We start from the raw sequence: 16126 nt of genomic DNA, 5'->3' as shown, positions 1-16126 counted from the left end.
AAACAAGCTCATAGGGCCTCTTTCACGACCGAAACAAACGTGTGTGCTGTCGCTCATGGCGGCAGGAAGCCATAGCAAGCCCCGGCAAGCTCAAGCCCAGCTCATGATCCTCAACTGTCCTGGCGTGGGTACAGGCTTCGGGGATCAACTTCAGTAGCTTCAGCAAAAGCCGCTGTGCGGCAGTCTGCCCCAATGGTACTAGCTTGGTTGCTGCCGTTACCTGATTTTCTAGCCAGCTGTAAGCGTAACCTTGAACGGCGGCATCCTCGTCTATTTGCCATTGGTGACAGGCGATCGCAAACGCCACGGCGTAAGCAGGACGCTGGGTAATGGCAGGGAGAGCCGTTGTGTCCAAAGTTTCGAGCAAGCGCCACAGCGCTGCACCTATTTGCTGATCCTCCAGAAGTAACTCTGCTGTCTCCCGGCTGGCCAGAATTCGATCGTTCCAATGACTAAGCGCGCTAAGGTCTCTAGCATCCAGCGCGTTGATCGCCCGCAAAAGAATCGGCAGATCCAGCTGGGCGACTCCCAGCATCAGTCCGTCGCTTAACCAGTTCGATAATTCTTCATCTTCCAGCCAGCCTGCTTCAATCGCGTATTCGAGGCCCTGCGAGTAGGCATAAGCGCCGATGGGCAGTGCTGGACTGGAGAGGTGCAATAGATGTAATTGTGAGAGGGTCATGAAGCTCGCTTAATGCGCCTGGGCTCTCTAGCCGTGGTGATGAGAGTGCGCATGACCATGCTCATGATCAGCTTCGTGGCTGTGCGTGACGCCCGCGTAGGCACCTGACTCAGGTGTGAACGCGTCATCAACCGCACGTACTTCTAAGCCCAAGCCTTTAAGCATCTCTTCAAGAACATGATCTCTCGGGAAACGCAGGGCACCGGGAAGGATCTGTAAGCTTACGTGGCGGTTACCCAGGTGATAGGCAGCGCGCAGAAGCAGGTGCCCGTCATCTGTGTAAGCTTCGGTAAGGGACTCACTAGCTGCACGTATCAATATGATCTCCTTGTTATCACAGACCAAAGCATCGCCATCTCCCAGAACAATGCCTCTGGGGAGAAACCATCCCAGCTCCTGACCGCGCTCCGTCGTCGTGCGGTAGCGAGACTTCTCTCTCTCTGAAAACACCAAATGCACTTCATCCTGCCAGGTGCCGTCAAAAGCGGTGGAGTGATGGTAGGCCTCAAGCATCATTTCATCCATCTAACGGGGTCCTAGAAAAGAAAGTAACGCTGCGCCATGGGCAGCACACTTGCAGGTTCACAGGTAAGTAGTTCGCCATCGGCGCGGACTTCGTAGGTCTGAGGATCAACCTCCATGTGAGGTTGGTAGTCGTTGAGGCGCATATCCGCCTTCGTGACACTACGGCAGTCTTTGACGGCCACGAGCCGTCGGTCGAGGCCGAGTGAGTCAGCTATACCGGCCTCAATGGAGGCACCGCTGACAAAACTGACGTTCGTGGCATGGCTGGCCTTACCAAAGGCACCAAACATGGGACGGTAATGTACGGGCTGAGGCGTTGGAATCGAAGCATTGGGATCTCCCATGGGGGCCGCTGCTATGGCGCCGCCTTTAATGATGAGCGCCGGCTTTACTCCGAAGAAAGCCGGTTTCCACAGGCATAGATCGGCGAGTTTACCCAGCTCTACGGAGCCCACCTCATGTGCGATTCCGTGCGCGAGCGCGGGATTAATCGTGTACTTGGCAATGTATCGCATGGCGCGAAAGTTATCCGCCGCGCCAGAGCCCAGAGACCCACGCTGGGACTTCATCTTGCTGGCGGTCTGCCAGGTTCGACAGATGACCTCACCCACACGACCCATAGCCTGGGAGTCGGAGGAGATGATTGAGAATGCTCCCAGGTCATGAAGGATATCCTCGGCCGCAATTGTTTCTTTACGAATACGAGAGTCCGCGAAGGCTACGTCCTCTGGAATGGATGGATCCAGATGGTGGCAGACCATCAACATATCCAGATGCTCGTCGACGGTATTAATCGTATAGGGACGAGTAGGATTCGTGGAGGAGGGGAGTACGTTGGGCAAGCCGCAGGCTTTGATAATGTCGGGAGCGTGACCGCCTCCGGCCCCCTCCGTGTGATAGGTGTGGATTGTCCTGCCCTTAAACGCCGCGATGGTATCTTCGACAAAACCCGATTCGTTTAGCGTGTCGGTGTGGATCGCGACCTGAACATCAAAGCGTTCCGCAACACTTAGACAGTTGTCTATGGACGCGGGGGTCGTTCCCCAGTCCTCATGAAGCTTTAGACCCAGTGCTCCAGCACGGAGCTGCTCCTCCAGAGCGATGGGAAGGCTGGCGTTTCCTTTCCCCAAAAAGCCAAGGTTCATAGGAAACGATTCAGCGCTTTGGAGCATCTTGCCAATGTGCCAGGGACCGGGAGTGCAAGTTGTTGCATTAGTACCTGTTGCCGGGCCCGTACCGCCCCCGAGCATCGTGGTAACGCCGCTCATAAGCGCTTCTTCTATTTGTTGCGGACAGATGAAGTGTATGTGCGCGTCTATGCCACCCGCAGTAAGTATTTGACCTTCGCCAGCGATAATTTCTGTGCCGGGCCCTATGGGGAAATCAACCCCGGGTTGAACATCGGGATTGCCTGCTTTGCCGATACCGCTGATGCGGCCGGCGGTAATCGCAACGTCCGCCTTCACCACACCCCAGTAGTCTAAAATCAAGGCGTTGGTAATCACCGTATCGGGAGATTCAGCGCAGCTAACTTGTGATTGGCCCATGCCGTCACGGATAACCTTTCCGCCACCAAACTTTACTTCTTCGCCGTAAATCGTGTGGTCTTTTTCCACTTCGATAAATAGCTCTGAGTCCGCAAGCCGAACCCTGTCGCCGACGGTGGGGCCGAACATGCTTGCGTAGTCACTACGACTGATCCTGCGCATCAGAGATCTCCCATCACGTCGCCGCGAAAGCCGTAGACTTTGCGATTACCAGCGAGGGCAACTAATTCCACTTCACGCTTTTGGCCCGGCTCAAAACGTACCGCGGTGCCCGCGGCGATATTGAGCCGGAAGCCTCGGGCTACTTCTCTATCGAACAACAAGGCAGGGTTACTCTCTGCAAAGTGATAGTGAGAACCCACCTGAACGGGGCGATCTCCGCTGTTCACCACGGCGACGCTGATGCACTCACGCCCCTCATTTAAGCTGAGTTCGCCCTCAGCGGTAATCATTTCGCCGGGGATCATTACGCGGCCCCCGCAATGGGGTCGTGCACAGTGACCAGCTTGGTGCCATCGGGGAACGTAGCTTCTACTTGTACTTCCTGAATCATCTCTGCCACGCCCTCCATAACATCATCACGCGTCAAAATGGTGCGCCCGAAGCTCATTAACTCGGCGACGGTGCGGCCATCGCGAGCGCCCTCAAGTATCGCGGCACTAATGAGCGCCTGGGCTTCTGGGTAGTTAAGCTTCACCCCACGGTCTCGCCGCCGCTCAGCGAGTAGGGCGGCGGTGAACAGCAACAGCTTGTCTTTCTCTCGGGGGCTAAGTTCCATCCCAAATCCTTAAATCATCGGCATTCGCAAGAGCATAGGCACAGCCGTAGTTACGAGCAAGGGCTAGGAGCAAGTGCTAGGAGCAAGTGTTACCAGTAAGAGCCACAAAGCTGCCCTAAACATAAGTAAGCATCATGTATGCCATATACGAGGTATTGCGGGCTTCACCCCTGTCGTCTCTTCAGCGATGGTTGTCCAGAGCTGCGTGAAACCTTGGCGACAACGCAGGGCATCCTCCCCTAGGTATCTCGCGATGATGAGCCCCGAGCGCTGAGTAATCGTAAATTCACCCTCGTTTAGCTCATGATTCACGCTTTTCAGCCACTGCTCAAGCAACTCGTCCGCGGCATGATCCGTGAGCACCATGACGCCCACGGTACTCTGCTCTTGCATCCCCATCTGCGATCGACTCATACGATCTCCCGCTGCAAGAGCCAGGCGTTCAATAAGCAGCGGCCGATTCTCTCGGTACACCTCTAATTGTTGTTTGAGGCGACCGCTAGAGAAGCTCTCGCCGCAGGCGGGGCGGCCAAGTACTACCACGTCCCAGAATACGAGCCTTGAATCGGCGCCCAGCTCGATGCGGGTTTCCAGCGCTGCATTGACGCCGTTAAACAGAATGGTTTCTTGAGGCAGCCATTCCAAACAGGCGTCATCGACGGAAAGATTCACGGTTTGACGTTGCACTTCCTGGTGCTCGTCCACGGTGTAAAAACGTCCTGCTGCGGGCGTGGTTACCAGTGCACTCCCGCTTTGTACCTGGATATTGATTTGCAACTCGTCGCCGAGGACAACGCCCCCAGGGGGGTGGAGTAAATAGCAGTGCGCCTTACCACCTACCTCCGGATAAAACAGCCGTTGCACTCGCAGGGGTCCTTCGTGTGAGCAGTGCGCAAAGCGCGTTCTCCCCTCACTTTCCTTAAAAGAAAGGTCCAGGCGAGCGCGCCACTGGCGAAGAGGCTTGCTAGACTCCACTGCGGTTTTGAGGGGTTCTAAGAGCATGATGTCTACCTTACCGCATTGCCCGGGATTTTGGCGCTATACCTCGCACGCAGCGTGCTCCGCGGTCATGTCTGCTACGGCTATCGCAGTATCTCCGGCGCTGAGTGACGATGCTCTTACCGAACCGATCGCCAGTCGAAACTTGTCACCCTTGTACGTAAATCTTGGGATCCCTGTCATGGCGAGTGCTTCCTCGCTGGAAGCGGGAGTCTGGGACCTAGCTTGGACGCTACATTGGGCTAGCCACGCGGTGCTAGAGAGCAGCACCAGCCAGTCCTTGGAGCTTGATGGTGAAACACGCCGCCATGATTTTCGGATCCAAAGAGGGTTGGGCAAAGGAGTCGCTGTTTCTCTGAACGTGCCTTATGTCAGCCACGGTGCAGGCAACCTTGATGGACTCATAGATGGATGGCACGCGTTCTGGGGTATGCCCGATGGCCCCCGCGGTGTGCAAGAAGATAATCAGCTGCGGTATGCCTACTCGGGCGCTTCTGCCTTTGAGTTTCAGTCTCAGAGCTCCAGCATTGGTGATGTTGAACTTGGTATCAACGTCGAACTGATTACGGCGGAGACTTGGACTCTTGGCGCTCTGGCTCAGTACAAGTTTGACACGGGCGCCCCGGAGGAATTTACGGGCAGTGGTGATTCGGGCGCGTCTCTTGGAGTCCGCTGGTCTTGGCAAAGTTGCTTTTTTGCGCGGCTAAGCTGCAATATTCAAGCAGGCGTGACTGAGGTGGGAGGGATTGGCTTTGATCCCGAGGCCGATACGGTGACGCCATTTGCCGGACTCAGTATTGGCTGGCAAGTTGCTGACTCCTTCGCGCTTCTCGCCCAGGTGGATAGCCATGACGCGATCTACGATGCGCAGGTACTTCGGACGAACGGCCCACCCATATGGGGAACTTTGGGCCTACGTTGGCAGCCGCTGGAGCGCTGGTTGATCGATGCGCAGTTTGTAGAGGACTTAGCGGTGGGGAGTGCGCCAGACGTCAGTTTTAGGTTCGCACTATCCCATTCATTCTGAGCCGTTTACTCGGCGAGCAGTCTGAGAGATACGCTGCTAGACTCAAAACCACAGAAATATAATAAGGACAAAGCTCACCATGAACATCAATGTTGAACCCTCGGGGCAGGCATGCGGCGCGCGTGTCACAGGTGTAGATCTTTCTCGACCATTATCAGATGACATTATAAAAGCGCTACGTGGAGCCTGGTTGGAGCATCACGTATTGGCGTTCCCCGAGCAAACGCTTAGCGATGATGACCTTGAGCGCTTTACCCAATACTTTGGTCCCTTTGGAGAGGATCCCTTCATCGCCCCCATAGCCGGTCGCGACCACGTCATCGCGATAGAGCGACGGGCCGATGAACAAGCGCCGTTGTTCGCGGAAGCTTGGCACAGCGACTGGAGTTTTCAGGATACCCCTCCCATAGGGACCTGCCTCTATGGCATTACCATTCCCCCCACAGGTGGCGAAACTCTCTTTGCCAACCAGCACAAGGCCTTGGACACGCTGCCTGCGGAGTTGCGTCAGCGCATTGAAGGACTCATCGCCATTCATTCTGCAAAAGCGGGTTACGCTCCCGATGGCATGTATGGTGCAAACGACGCAGCGAGTGATCGCAGTATGGATATTCGCCCCTCACCAGAGGCGGAAGCGGTGCAAACGCACCCCTTGATCCGCCGGCATAGCGAAACCGGGCGCGCTTCCTTGTATAGCTGCCTGGGTTACATCATCGGCATTGAAGGCATGGCCGACGAACAGGCCGTGGAACTGATGATGGAGCTTTACGCGTGGCAGACCCGAGAAGAGAACCTATACACGCACAAGTGGGAAGAGGGCATGCTGATTATGTGGGACAACCGTTGTCTCCTTCATCGTGCAACGGGTGGCTACGATGGGTACGACCGTCTTTTACATCGAACAACGATCGGGGCGGGGGGGCTTTGAGCACCTCGGTTTTGCGGTTCCCTACAACCAGCGGCGCATTTTAAAGATCAAGGTCAGTCCGATGCCGACTAGAGCACTAAGAAGAACCACAATCCAGAAAGCGTAGTCGTTGTTTATGCCGGGCATTCCGCCAACGTTGATTCCCATGAGGCCGGTAAGGAACCCCAGAGGGAGAAATATCACGGCGGCGACAGTGAACAAATAGCTACGTGCGTTCATTTGTTCCGCGATACGGCTCGCTAGTTCTTCCTGTGCGAGCACGGCCCGATCCCTGACCTCATCCATGTCTTCAATATGGCGTATGAGGCGATCATTAATCTCTCTAAGTCGCAGACGATTAAGGTCATCCAACCAACTGAGGTTTTCTGCAACTAAGCGGTTCATTGCTTCTCGCTGGGGAGCTAGGTAGCGCCGCACTGAGATGATTTGCTTCCGCAACGTGGCAAGCTCTGTCCTGATGCCCGTCGTTTCACCACTGAGGAGACGCTCCTCTATGAGCAGCACGTTGTCTTCAAAACCCTCAATGGTGTCGGTCATACGCCCGGTAATCCGTTCCGTCCACACGACCAGGAGCTCTACGGTGTTCCTAGGGCCGTTGCCGGCATCGAGCTCATCCAACACATCCTTCGTCGAGATGAGATTGCGACGACGTGTGCTGATTAGCTTCTTACCGTTGGTCCACATCCGTAGGGAAACCATGTCATCAGGTTCCTGACCGGGATTCATATTGATGCCCCGTAAGGTCAGCAGCAGGTTATCTCCACGGTTCAGAGCTCGAGGCCGTGTCTCCGCATTGGTGAGTGAGCTAAATGCGATATCGTTCAGGCCGCTCTTATCTCTCAGCCAGTTCTGCGCGCTTTCGTCCTCGAAGTCAAAATGCAGCCAGAGACTGCCTTCATCGGGGGTCCACGCACCGACCAACGACCAGTCGTAGGGGCGGCAAGTACCTGCGCCATCCAAAAGCAGCGCATGGACCAAGCCCTGAGGCGGCTTGGAATCGGAAGGAAGATCGTGCGGTGGTCGGACAGCCGACATTGCTACACCAGTTCACAGGGTAAACACCGGTAGATAATGCAGTGCGCCAAACGGCCGCGCAAGCGAGTCGAAGCGCAATCACTGTGTTGTCTTTATCTCCAGGATACTAATCAACGAAATAGCGTGTTCCCGGGAGTCTCCACAGACATCTTTATGAGGACTGAAATCTCGACAAACCTTTGGGTAATCATGGGTCTCCCAAATTTTGCAGCTTTTGGTTCGCGCATCGAGATTGATACAGGCTATGCCCGCGGGCTTTCCGTCAGGCATGCCCGGAAGGGGAGAGGAAATAGAAGGGGCAATACAACAAGCACCGCAGCCCTTTCGACAGATCACAAACTCTTCATACTTTTTTACTCTTGTTTTGCTTATTTGGAGCGTCAAAAAAGCCACCCTGCAGTGGCAAATATAACCATTCCCGACTCTTGATTATGTACTGAACATTCAGCAGAGTAACGCGGGTTCTGCGCAGTAAAACCTCTGTGCAAAGAATCGGACATGCTGTCCGGCAGACAGACTAACTCGGGTCAACCGTGAATAACTCTAATAACTCATATAACACCGGGATCAGCCAATATCTGCTGCCTGATCGGCGAGAAATACGCGTATTCGCCAAGGTGTTGCCCTTGGCGCTGATCGTGTTCAGCGTGCTTGTGTTTGGTGTGATTCGTTATGGTGACCAACGCTCCGAACAGGCCTTGCTAAAATCCTTGGAGAAAGAAGAGCAGCAAGCTGCCGCCTCCATGTCACGGACGGTTCAGCAAACCCTCTTTTCTACCACAGCCAGTTTGCAATACTTGGTGCTGCTCATTGAAAGGAATCTTGCGGAATCGACCCCCGTAGAGCGTGTCGCGAGAACACTGCTGGACTTTTCTGAAACACATCCGGTTTTTGATCAATTACGGTTTCTAGACCTGACGGGTAAAGAGGTCGTGAGAATCGAGTCTACGCGCGATGGCTCCAAGATCGTCGGGCAAGAAGGCTTACAGGACAAATCAGCCCGCGATTACTTTCAACGGGCGAAGGAAGTTGAGCGCAGCAGAGTTCTCATCGTGCCAGTAGAGTTCAATAGAGAACGAGGAGTGTTGGAGTATCCGCTTAAGCCCGTCATTCGATTGGCAATGGCCGTTTATGACGCTCAAAACAACAAGGTAGGCATTGCGATCATCAACTACAAAGCGCGTGTCTTACTTGATCGTTTGTTTGCTTCTGGAAAGGTAGCGAGGGGCAATGCAAATATTCTCAGCGCTCGTGGCCGATGGTTAATGGAGTCTGCCGGTTTTCAACCAGAGGATTACGTGCTGAATGCTGCCGATGATCTGAGCTTCGCGACACGTATGCCCCAAGAGTGGGGGCAGATCGGTAAAAGCACGGCGGGTGTGTTCCGAACAGACAACGGCCTGTTCAGCTATCGCGTGCTACTTCCTGCCCGGCTTGGCGAGCGACCGTCGGTCAATCCCGTAGCTTGGACTGTGCCAAAACCCGGAAGCGGTGCAGAAGGAGGTTGGATCGTTTTATCCCACATACCAAGGGTACAACTCGAGAGTATACTCGCCGCAAATCGTATGCTCCCAAGAATGTCCAAGGTACTTCTTGGACTTTTGATCATAACGATTTCGTGGCTAACAGCGCTGCAATTCTCGGGCAACAGGGTTCGCATAGAGGAACTTAAGACTTCTGCACGCTCCGATGATTTAACTGGTCTGGTTAACCGCGGTGAGTTCGATCGAAACTTGTTTAGAGCAATAAGCCTCGCCGAGCGAAACAAACGCCCCATGGGCGTTGTGTATATCGACGTTAATGAATTCAAGGCCCTTAACGACACTCATGGCCACGCGTCTGGTGACAAAGTTCTCGTCGCCATCGGAGATCGCCTTGCAAAGTCCTGCAGAAGCTCAGACGTGGCAGCCCGTTTGGGGGGCGACGAGTTTGCCGTCATCCTATGGGAGTTGGCCGGTCGCGCAGATGCACGGGTGGCGGCCATGGGTATTGCCGCACGAATGCAGAAACCACTGCATCTAGAGCACGGTGAGTACCAGACCAGTGTCAGTATTGGCGTAGCACTTTACCCCGATGATGGCACCACGCCAGAGGCGCTCCTTGCGTACGCTGACCAACGAATGTATGCAGACAAGGCTCTGTCCAAAAAGGCCGCTAACGCCTAAGCTCCGCTTGCTCGTCTGGTAGGCTCGTTGAAGCCGATTTAACACTGGAGTGTTTACGTTCTCCCGCCCATAATGCGGCGCTTTTTATCGCTCCCTGTTGTTAAGGACCTGTCCCAAGTCATGACCCAAGCTATTACTGCGCTCTTAGCCGCAGAACTCAGTATCGGACTAAATCAGGCCACGGCTGCTGTCACACTGCTGGATGAAGGCGCTACGGTACCGTTTATCTCCCGATATCGAAAAGAGCTGACCGGCGGACTCGATGACACACAAATGCGCCATTTGGAAGAGCGGCTCCGTTATCTTCGGGAGCTTGCAGAGCGTCGCGAAGCCATACTGAAAAGCGTGGATGAGCAGGGTAAGTTGACGCCTGCCCTGGAGGCTTCGATCCGAAGCGCTGACACCAAAAGCCGGCTGGAAGATCTTTACATTCCTTACAAGCAAAAACGCCGTACTAAGGCCATGATCGCTCGTGAGGCAGGTCTCGAGCCGCTGGCAGACGCCCTGTTAGAAAACCCTCAATTGGTCCCCGAGCCTACTGCAGAGGGCTACCTGGCTGTGGATGCGGGTTTTGATACTCCCAAAGCGGCTCTCGACGGGGCAAAGCAAATCTTAATGGAGCGCTTTGCAGAAGACGCTGATTTACTGGACAGCCTTCGTCGATTTCTCAGCTCTGAGGGCCTGTTGGCTGCACGTGTTGTGCCAGGCAAAGAAGAGGAGGGCGCTAAGTTCAGTGATTACTTTGAGCACACCGAGCCTCTGCATTCTGTACCTTCTCATCGGGCCCTAGCGATGTTCCGTGGTCGCAACGAGGGCGTCCTAATGCTGGACTTACGCTTAACTCCCGATGAAAGCAGTGCAGATGTGCATCCGTGCCAGGGAATGATTGCCAAGCATTGGCGCATTTACGACGAAGGGCGGCCGGCCGATAAATGGTTATCTGAAGTTGTTCGCTGGACCTGGTCCGTGAAGTTGTCAGCTCACATACAAAGCGATCTTTTGATGCTGCTGCGCGAAAAAGCAGAAACAGAAGCCATCGGAGTCTTTGCGAGCAATTTGAAGGATCTTTTACTCGCTGCGCCGGCCGGGCCACAAGTAACGATAGGTCTCGATCCAGGACTACGCACCGGCGTGAAGGTCGCTGCGGTAGATGCAACGGGAAAGCTGGTGGATCAGGCGACCATTTATCCTACTCCGCCGCAGAATAAAACTCAGGAGGCGGCAGCGACGCTACTGGCGATGATCGAACGGCACGGCGTGCAATTAATCAGTATTGGCAATGGAACTGGCAGTCGCGAGACGGATCGCTTCGTAGCAGAAATGCTCGCGAGCAAGCCACACTTGGCCGTGCGGCGTGTCATGGTGAACGAAGCGGGCGCATCGATTTACTCAGCGTCAGAGCTCGCTGCAAGAGAGTTTCCTGACGTCGACGTAACTATCCGGGGGGCTGTATCCATTGCGCGACGCCTCCAGGACCCCTTGGCCGAACTTGTAAAAATCGATCCACAATCCATAGGCGTGGGGCAGTACCAACACGATGTGAGCCAGCTGCAGCTGGGAAGGCAACTCAATACCGTTGTTGAGGACTGCGTAAATGCGGTCGGTGTGGATATCAATACCGCATCGAGTCCCTTGCTCACACGAGTATCAGGCTTAAGTGCCCGCGTAGCCGACAACATTGTCGCTTTGCGCGATGCCAAAGGTCGATTCTCCAGCCGCAAAGCGCTACTCGAGGTTCCCGGGATGGGGGCCAAGACCTTTCAGCAGTCCGCCGGCTTTTTGCGAGTGATGGATGGAGATAACCCCTTGGATGCCTCAGCGGTGCATCCAGAGTCCTATCCGGTCGTGGAAGATATAGCGCTACAGAATGGTCGCGAGCTTCACTCTCTCATCGGCGACAGTCCATTCCTTCGCGCTGTGAATGCACAGCAGTACGTTAGCGAACAGGTGGGTCTACCGACGGTGACCGATATTCTGCGAGAACTGGAAAAGCCAGGCCGCGACCCGAGACCAGAGTTCAAAACGGCTAGGCTTCAGGACGGTGTCGAAAAAATCACCGATCTGGAACTCGACATGGTGCTCGAAGGTACAGTTACCAACGTTACAAGCTTTGGCGCGTTCGTCGACGTCGGTGTTCACCAGGACGGTTTAGTGCACATCTCTGCCATGTCAGAGAAGTTTGTTAAGGATCCCCGAGATGCGGCTAAGGCCGGCGAGATAGTAAAAGTAAAAGTGATGACGCTGGATGTGACAAGACAGCGTATCGGTTTAAGCATGCGCTTGGACGATAGTGCGAAAGACAAGACCGGAACTGATGGTGAGGGGCAAAAAACTGGCGGGCGAAGGTCCCCCTCAGCGCAAAAGCCTGCCGGTTCCCGGGGTACAAAGCAGGGTGATCGGAGCAGGGGAGCAAGCCGTTCGTCCAACACCCAAGCGAAGCCAAGCGGAGCTTTTGCAAACGCGTTTGCCAAAGCGCTGAAAAACGACCAAGGTGGCTGACACAAAAATCATCAACTCGAAAAAGGCGTTCGTATGAGCCGTTCATTAGTGCAATTGGCGATGGTGTGTATTGCCACCGTAACCTCCTGGCACAGTCAGGCATCCGAATACGATGTGATAGTCCGCAATGGCACCATCTACGATGGCAGCGGTAGCACAGCATACAAGGCCGATGTCGGCGTCGAAGGTGACCGCATCGCCTTCATCGGTGACTTAGAAGGTCAATCGGCCCGCATCGATATCAACGCCAGCGGCAAAGCCGTAGCCCCGGGATTCTTCAACTTGCTTAGTCACGCACATACATCCCTCATTGATGACGGACGAGCTATGAGTGATGTGCTCCAAGGCGTGACTTTTGAGGTACTTAGTGAAGTGTCTTTAGCGCCGCTGACAAATCGGTCTCGTGCGCAGTTCGCTCAAAGCAGAAATCTCTCTTTAGAAGAACTACCCTGGAGCTCCGTAGACGAATATCTGCAACACGTCGAGGCCAGCGGTGTCTCAGTCAACTTCGCGACCTTCGTTTCAGCAGCGACGGTACGCGTAAATGTTCTCGGATCAGATGACGTCGCCCCCACGCCTGAGCAACTGGTCGCTATGCAAGCGCAAGTGAGAAGCGCGATGACTGACGGAGCATTGGGCTTAACGTCTGCATTGATCTATGCGCCCGGAACCTTCGCAGACACGGAGGAGCTCATAGCGTTATCCAAAGTTGCAGCTCAACACAACGGTATTTACACAGCGCATATGCGCAGTGAAGGAAACATGTTGCTCGAAGCCATTGAAGAAACTTTTCGTATCGGCAGGGAGGCCGGCATACCCGTTAAGATCCATCACCTAAAAGCAGGGGGCACGCCTAATTGGCCAAAAATGGAGGAGGCGATCTCGCGGATTAACGCGTACGCGTCAAGCGGCGGCGAAGTAACCGCCGATATGTACACCTACACAGCAGGCGCTACGGGCCTCGATGCTGCGATGCCCACCTGGGTACAAGCGGGAGGCTACGAGCAGTGGGCGGAGCGTCTCCGCGATCCTGAAATCCGCGAGCGTGTTAAGCGGGAGATGGCCCAGAATGCTAATGACTGGGAGAACCTTGGGTACTTTGCGGGCCCGGAAGGAATGCTTCTCATCGGTTTTAGAAACCCCGAACTGCAGAAGTACCAAGGCAAGACGGTAGCGGAAGTGGCCAAAAGCCGCGACCAGAATCCGCGAGACACCATTATCGATTTGGTGATAGCGGATGGTTCACGAGTCGACACGGTTTACTTCCTGATGAACGAAGACAATCTCAAAGCTCAGATACGCCAGCCGTGGATGATGTTCGGATCCGACGCGCAAGCCATAGCTGCAGAAGGGGACAAGCTTAGTCAGGCGGCGCATCCACGGGCCTATGGCAACGTCGCGCGATTACTGGGGCGTTACGTGCGCGAAGAGCAAGTTATAAGCCTGGAGGAGGCTGTGCGGCGTTTGACGCTGTTACCCGCAATGACCTTGGGTGTTTCTGAACGCGGTCGCCTTGCAGAAGGCTTTTATGCTGATTTAGTGGTGTTTGATGCTGACGGCGTGGCTGATCATGCGACCTTTGATAAGCCTCATGTGTATTCGGCCGGTGTTCATCACGTTTTGGTGAACGGTGTACCGGTAGTGGCCGATGGCGAACACACCGGCGCGGACGCTGGTAGAGCCGTTCGTGGCCCTGGCTACCTCAATTCAGGCGCAGAAAACTAAGCGGCCTCGCCGCTGAGAAACGGCTAAGCAATACGAAGGCTATTTGAAATCGTTGCGGTCTTGAGTATCGCGGGCAAGTCCTCAATAGGAGCAGGGCGCCCAAACAGGTAGCCTTGTACGAGATTTGCTCCGGCTTCACTGCATATAGAGAGCTCGTCATGGGATTCCACACCCTCCGCCAAGATCTCCATACCTGAGGACTGTCCGAATTCGGTCATGTGTTTCAGCAACAGGCGAGCGCGAGGGTCTTTCACACTTCGCTCAATGAAGTAGCGGTCGATCTTCAGTTGATCAAACTCATAATCCAGAAGGCGTTTGAGCGAACTGAAGCCGGTTCCGAAATCATCCATAGACAGCATAAACCCGCAGTCGCGGAGTCTTTTAAGCTCGCTGATCAAGACTCGAGAGTACTCCATCAACGCTGACTCGGTGAGCTCCACATACACTTGGTGCGGCGGCACGCCCACTTGAGTGCAATGCGAGCACAAGCGTTTGGCGAAGCCTCTCTCGCGCACCTGCGCCACATCGACGTTGAGATTAAGACGAATACCCTCAAGGCTTTTGTGCGATTTAATCAATTGACTAAAGGAGAGTAAGCTTTTGTGCATCAGTAGATCGAAAAACGCTGTGGTACCACCTGTAGTGCGACAAGTTTCAATAAGGTCGTGGATTGATCGGTGGTGAATCAGCGGTTGCGAAGGGCGACTCAGTGCCTCAAGGCCAATGAGCTCGGTACCGGATACATCGTAGATCGGCTGTGCATAGGTTCTAATCGCGCGATTTTGATGCAGTCGCTGGTATTCGTCGCTTTTATGGCGTTTTAAAGTCCTCGCCACCTCAAGCTTGGGCGTAAACAAAACAACAGTTTCGTCTACAGAATCACGGGTAGTGTTCAGGGCAATTTTGGCGTCATGCAGGCACTTATCGAGGTTTTCGCTGGTAAGCCCACCGGCGTCTTTGCAGTGTTCGCAGATACCTGCGAAGCACTGGATGCTTAGTTGAGTCGATCTACCATTAACAGTTACCGCGATTGGCTGTACCACAGCATCAACTAACGTTTTTGTCATAGTCTTTATACTAAGGTCGCTTGAGTCTCGGCGCATGAGAACGGCAAAGGTCGAGCCATTCACCCGCGCGATGACGTCGTGCTTGCCGCTGTGGTGACGCAAACGCTGGCCTACAGATTTCAGGACAGCATCACCCGCAGCATGACCGTACATTTGGTTGACGCCTTCCATGTCGACCATGTCGATTATGGAAACGCCCACAAAGTCAGCATCGGGTGGAGCTTGCTCCGCAAGGGAGAAAAGCCCCCGACGAGACAGGACACCGGTCATAGCATCGACATCTAAGGCCTGACCGATGATGGGCGCACCGGTGCTTTGGCCGATTTGGTGCTTGCTGAGCATGACATATTGGATGTACCGCTCGCCTGGGTCTTCTAATAAACGAACATAGAAGTCACTCGTTTTTCCATCGCCTGTCGATAGCCGCGCCTCTATGGAACCGCCGTTTTTTGGGAGTTTGAGCAAAGTTTCGCGGATGTCGTTTTCAAAGCAGGACATCCAGTTGGTGCCGGTGAACGGGGCAGGGTGCCCGGCAAACAAAGCCTGCGCGGCGGCGGTAGCGTCTAGGGCATTAAACTCAGGATCTACACGAATTATCGCAACGGGGGTGCGTCGCATGATGTCCCAGATACGCCTCCTGATGTTGGGCACCATTGCTACAGCCCACTTTGGGTCTGCGTGAGATTCAACAACAGCGATGATCTCAGGCCCCTCGGATGGGTCGCTAACATGTTCACACAAGTGAATGGAATATCGGGAATCACTGACCAAAGTTGCAGCACCTACCAACAGGTCGTCGAGGCTTGAGGGAAGCGGACGATCACAACCGTCTTCTATTAGCTGGCGATTAGCGTTGTAGCCCGCAAAACCGGCTTGCCGTTCTTTCCACGCGCCTCGAATAAAGGCGGCAAAACCGTCGGTCAGTGCGCTTTCTGTCATGCGGTAGCTCTCGAGGCCTAATGCTTACAAGTGTGGGTACAAAAACGGTAAATTAGTGGTGAAAAAATATCAATCAAAAGTTAAGGGTGCTTTGGGCGGATTATTAGGCTGCAGAGCGGCTTGGGGCAGAGGTCCGTGTTTGCGTTCTGGTACCTACAACGCGAGACACTTACCAAATCCTTTATTTAACATAATATGTATTATGCGCAG

At 54.4% G+C, this 16126-nt stretch carries 14 protein-coding genes; 5 read left to right on the top strand and 9 right to left on the bottom strand.

What is annotated here, in order from left to right:
* Positions 1 to 22 precede the first annotated feature (22 nt).
* From AB8B76_RS08110 to AB8B76_RS08085, 6 genes are all read right to left on the bottom strand, one after another.
* Positions 23 to 682, bottom strand: coding sequence for an urease accessory protein UreF (locus AB8B76_RS08110; RefSeq protein ID WP_405271550.1), 660 nt, complete (start codon positions 680 to 682; stop codon positions 23 to 25).
* A 27-nt stretch (positions 683 to 709) separates the two neighbouring features.
* Entirely contained in the window at positions 710 to 1207 is a 498-nt protein-coding gene (gene ureE, locus AB8B76_RS08105) for an urease accessory protein UreE (RefSeq protein ID WP_405271548.1), read from the bottom strand.
* An 11-nt stretch (positions 1208 to 1218) separates the two neighbouring features.
* Positions 1219 to 2916 (bottom strand): urease subunit alpha, encoded by a 1698-nt coding sequence (gene ureC / locus AB8B76_RS08100; RefSeq protein ID WP_405271546.1) that lies wholly within the window; start codon positions 2914 to 2916, stop codon positions 1219 to 1221.
* Positions 2916 to 3221, bottom strand: coding sequence for an urease subunit beta (locus tag AB8B76_RS08095; protein ID WP_405271544.1), 306 nt, complete (start codon positions 3219 to 3221; stop codon positions 2916 to 2918). The genes ureC and AB8B76_RS08095 overlap by 1 nt, the downstream gene beginning before the upstream one ends.
* The gene (gene ureA / locus AB8B76_RS08090) at positions 3221 to 3532 is read right to left on the bottom strand and encodes an urease subunit gamma (protein WP_405271542.1); all 312 of its coding nucleotides are present in this window, start codon (positions 3530 to 3532) and stop codon (positions 3221 to 3223) included. Before ureA ends, AB8B76_RS08095 begins: the two co-directional genes overlap by 1 nt.
* A gap of 132 nt (positions 3533 to 3664) precedes the next feature.
* Complete coding sequence (locus tag AB8B76_RS08085) at positions 3665 to 4396, bottom strand: urease accessory protein UreD (protein ID WP_405271540.1); 732 nt, start codon at positions 4394 to 4396, stop codon at positions 3665 to 3667.
* A gap of 136 nt (positions 4397 to 4532) precedes the next feature.
* On the opposite strand from AB8B76_RS08085, the gene AB8B76_RS08080 reads away from it, so the two are divergent.
* Both AB8B76_RS08080 and AB8B76_RS08075 read left to right on the top strand, forming a co-directional pair.
* Complete coding sequence (locus AB8B76_RS08080; protein WP_405271538.1) at positions 4533 to 5558, top strand: DUF3187 family protein; 1026 nt, start codon at positions 4533 to 4535, stop codon at positions 5556 to 5558.
* 79 nt (positions 5559 to 5637) lie between these two features.
* Positions 5638 to 6486, top strand: coding sequence for a TauD/TfdA dioxygenase family protein (locus AB8B76_RS08075; RefSeq protein ID WP_405271536.1), 849 nt, complete (start codon positions 5638 to 5640; stop codon positions 6484 to 6486).
* 21 nt (positions 6487 to 6507) lie between these two features.
* Here the strand turns inward: AB8B76_RS08075 and AB8B76_RS08070 are convergent, their stop codons facing one another.
* Together AB8B76_RS08070 and AB8B76_RS08065 are read right to left on the bottom strand one after the other, a co-directional pair.
* Positions 6508 to 7521: a zinc transporter ZntB gene (locus AB8B76_RS08070; protein WP_405271534.1), complete on the bottom strand. Its 1014-nt coding sequence runs from the start codon at positions 7519 to 7521 to the stop codon at positions 6508 to 6510.
* A gap of 78 nt (positions 7522 to 7599) precedes the next feature.
* Positions 7600 to 7857, bottom strand: coding sequence for a YkgJ family cysteine cluster protein (locus AB8B76_RS08065; RefSeq protein WP_405271532.1), 258 nt, complete (start codon positions 7855 to 7857; stop codon positions 7600 to 7602).
* A gap of 197 nt (positions 7858 to 8054) precedes the next feature.
* Between AB8B76_RS08065 and AB8B76_RS08060 the strand changes: the two genes are divergently transcribed.
* The 3 genes from AB8B76_RS08060 (at position 8055) to AB8B76_RS08050 (ending at position 13910) form a co-directional block, all read left to right on the top strand.
* Complete coding sequence (locus AB8B76_RS08060) at positions 8055 to 9686, top strand: diguanylate cyclase domain-containing protein (protein WP_405271530.1); 1632 nt, start codon at positions 8055 to 8057, stop codon at positions 9684 to 9686.
* A 120-nt stretch (positions 9687 to 9806) separates the two neighbouring features.
* Entirely contained in the window at positions 9807 to 12185 is a 2379-nt protein-coding gene (locus AB8B76_RS08055) for a Tex family protein (RefSeq protein WP_405271528.1), read from the top strand.
* 33 nt (positions 12186 to 12218) lie between these two features.
* On the top strand, positions 12219 to 13910 hold the full coding sequence (locus AB8B76_RS08050) for an amidohydrolase family protein (RefSeq protein ID WP_405271527.1): 1692 nt from the start codon (positions 12219 to 12221) through the stop codon (positions 13908 to 13910).
* A gap of 23 nt (positions 13911 to 13933) precedes the next feature.
* On the opposite strand, the gene AB8B76_RS08045 is transcribed toward AB8B76_RS08050, so the two are convergent.
* Positions 13934 to 15916: an EAL domain-containing protein gene (locus AB8B76_RS08045; RefSeq protein WP_405271525.1), complete on the bottom strand. Its 1983-nt coding sequence runs from the start codon at positions 15914 to 15916 to the stop codon at positions 13934 to 13936.
* Positions 15917 to 16126 lie beyond the last annotated feature (210 nt).

Origin of the sequence: Congregibacter sp. (assembly GCF_045107095.1) — a bacterium.
Lineage (GTDB): Bacteria > Pseudomonadota > Gammaproteobacteria > Pseudomonadales > Halieaceae > Congregibacter.
The sequence above is the reverse complement of the archived record's forward strand: the minus strand, read 5'-3'. Positions and strand labels throughout refer to the sequence as shown.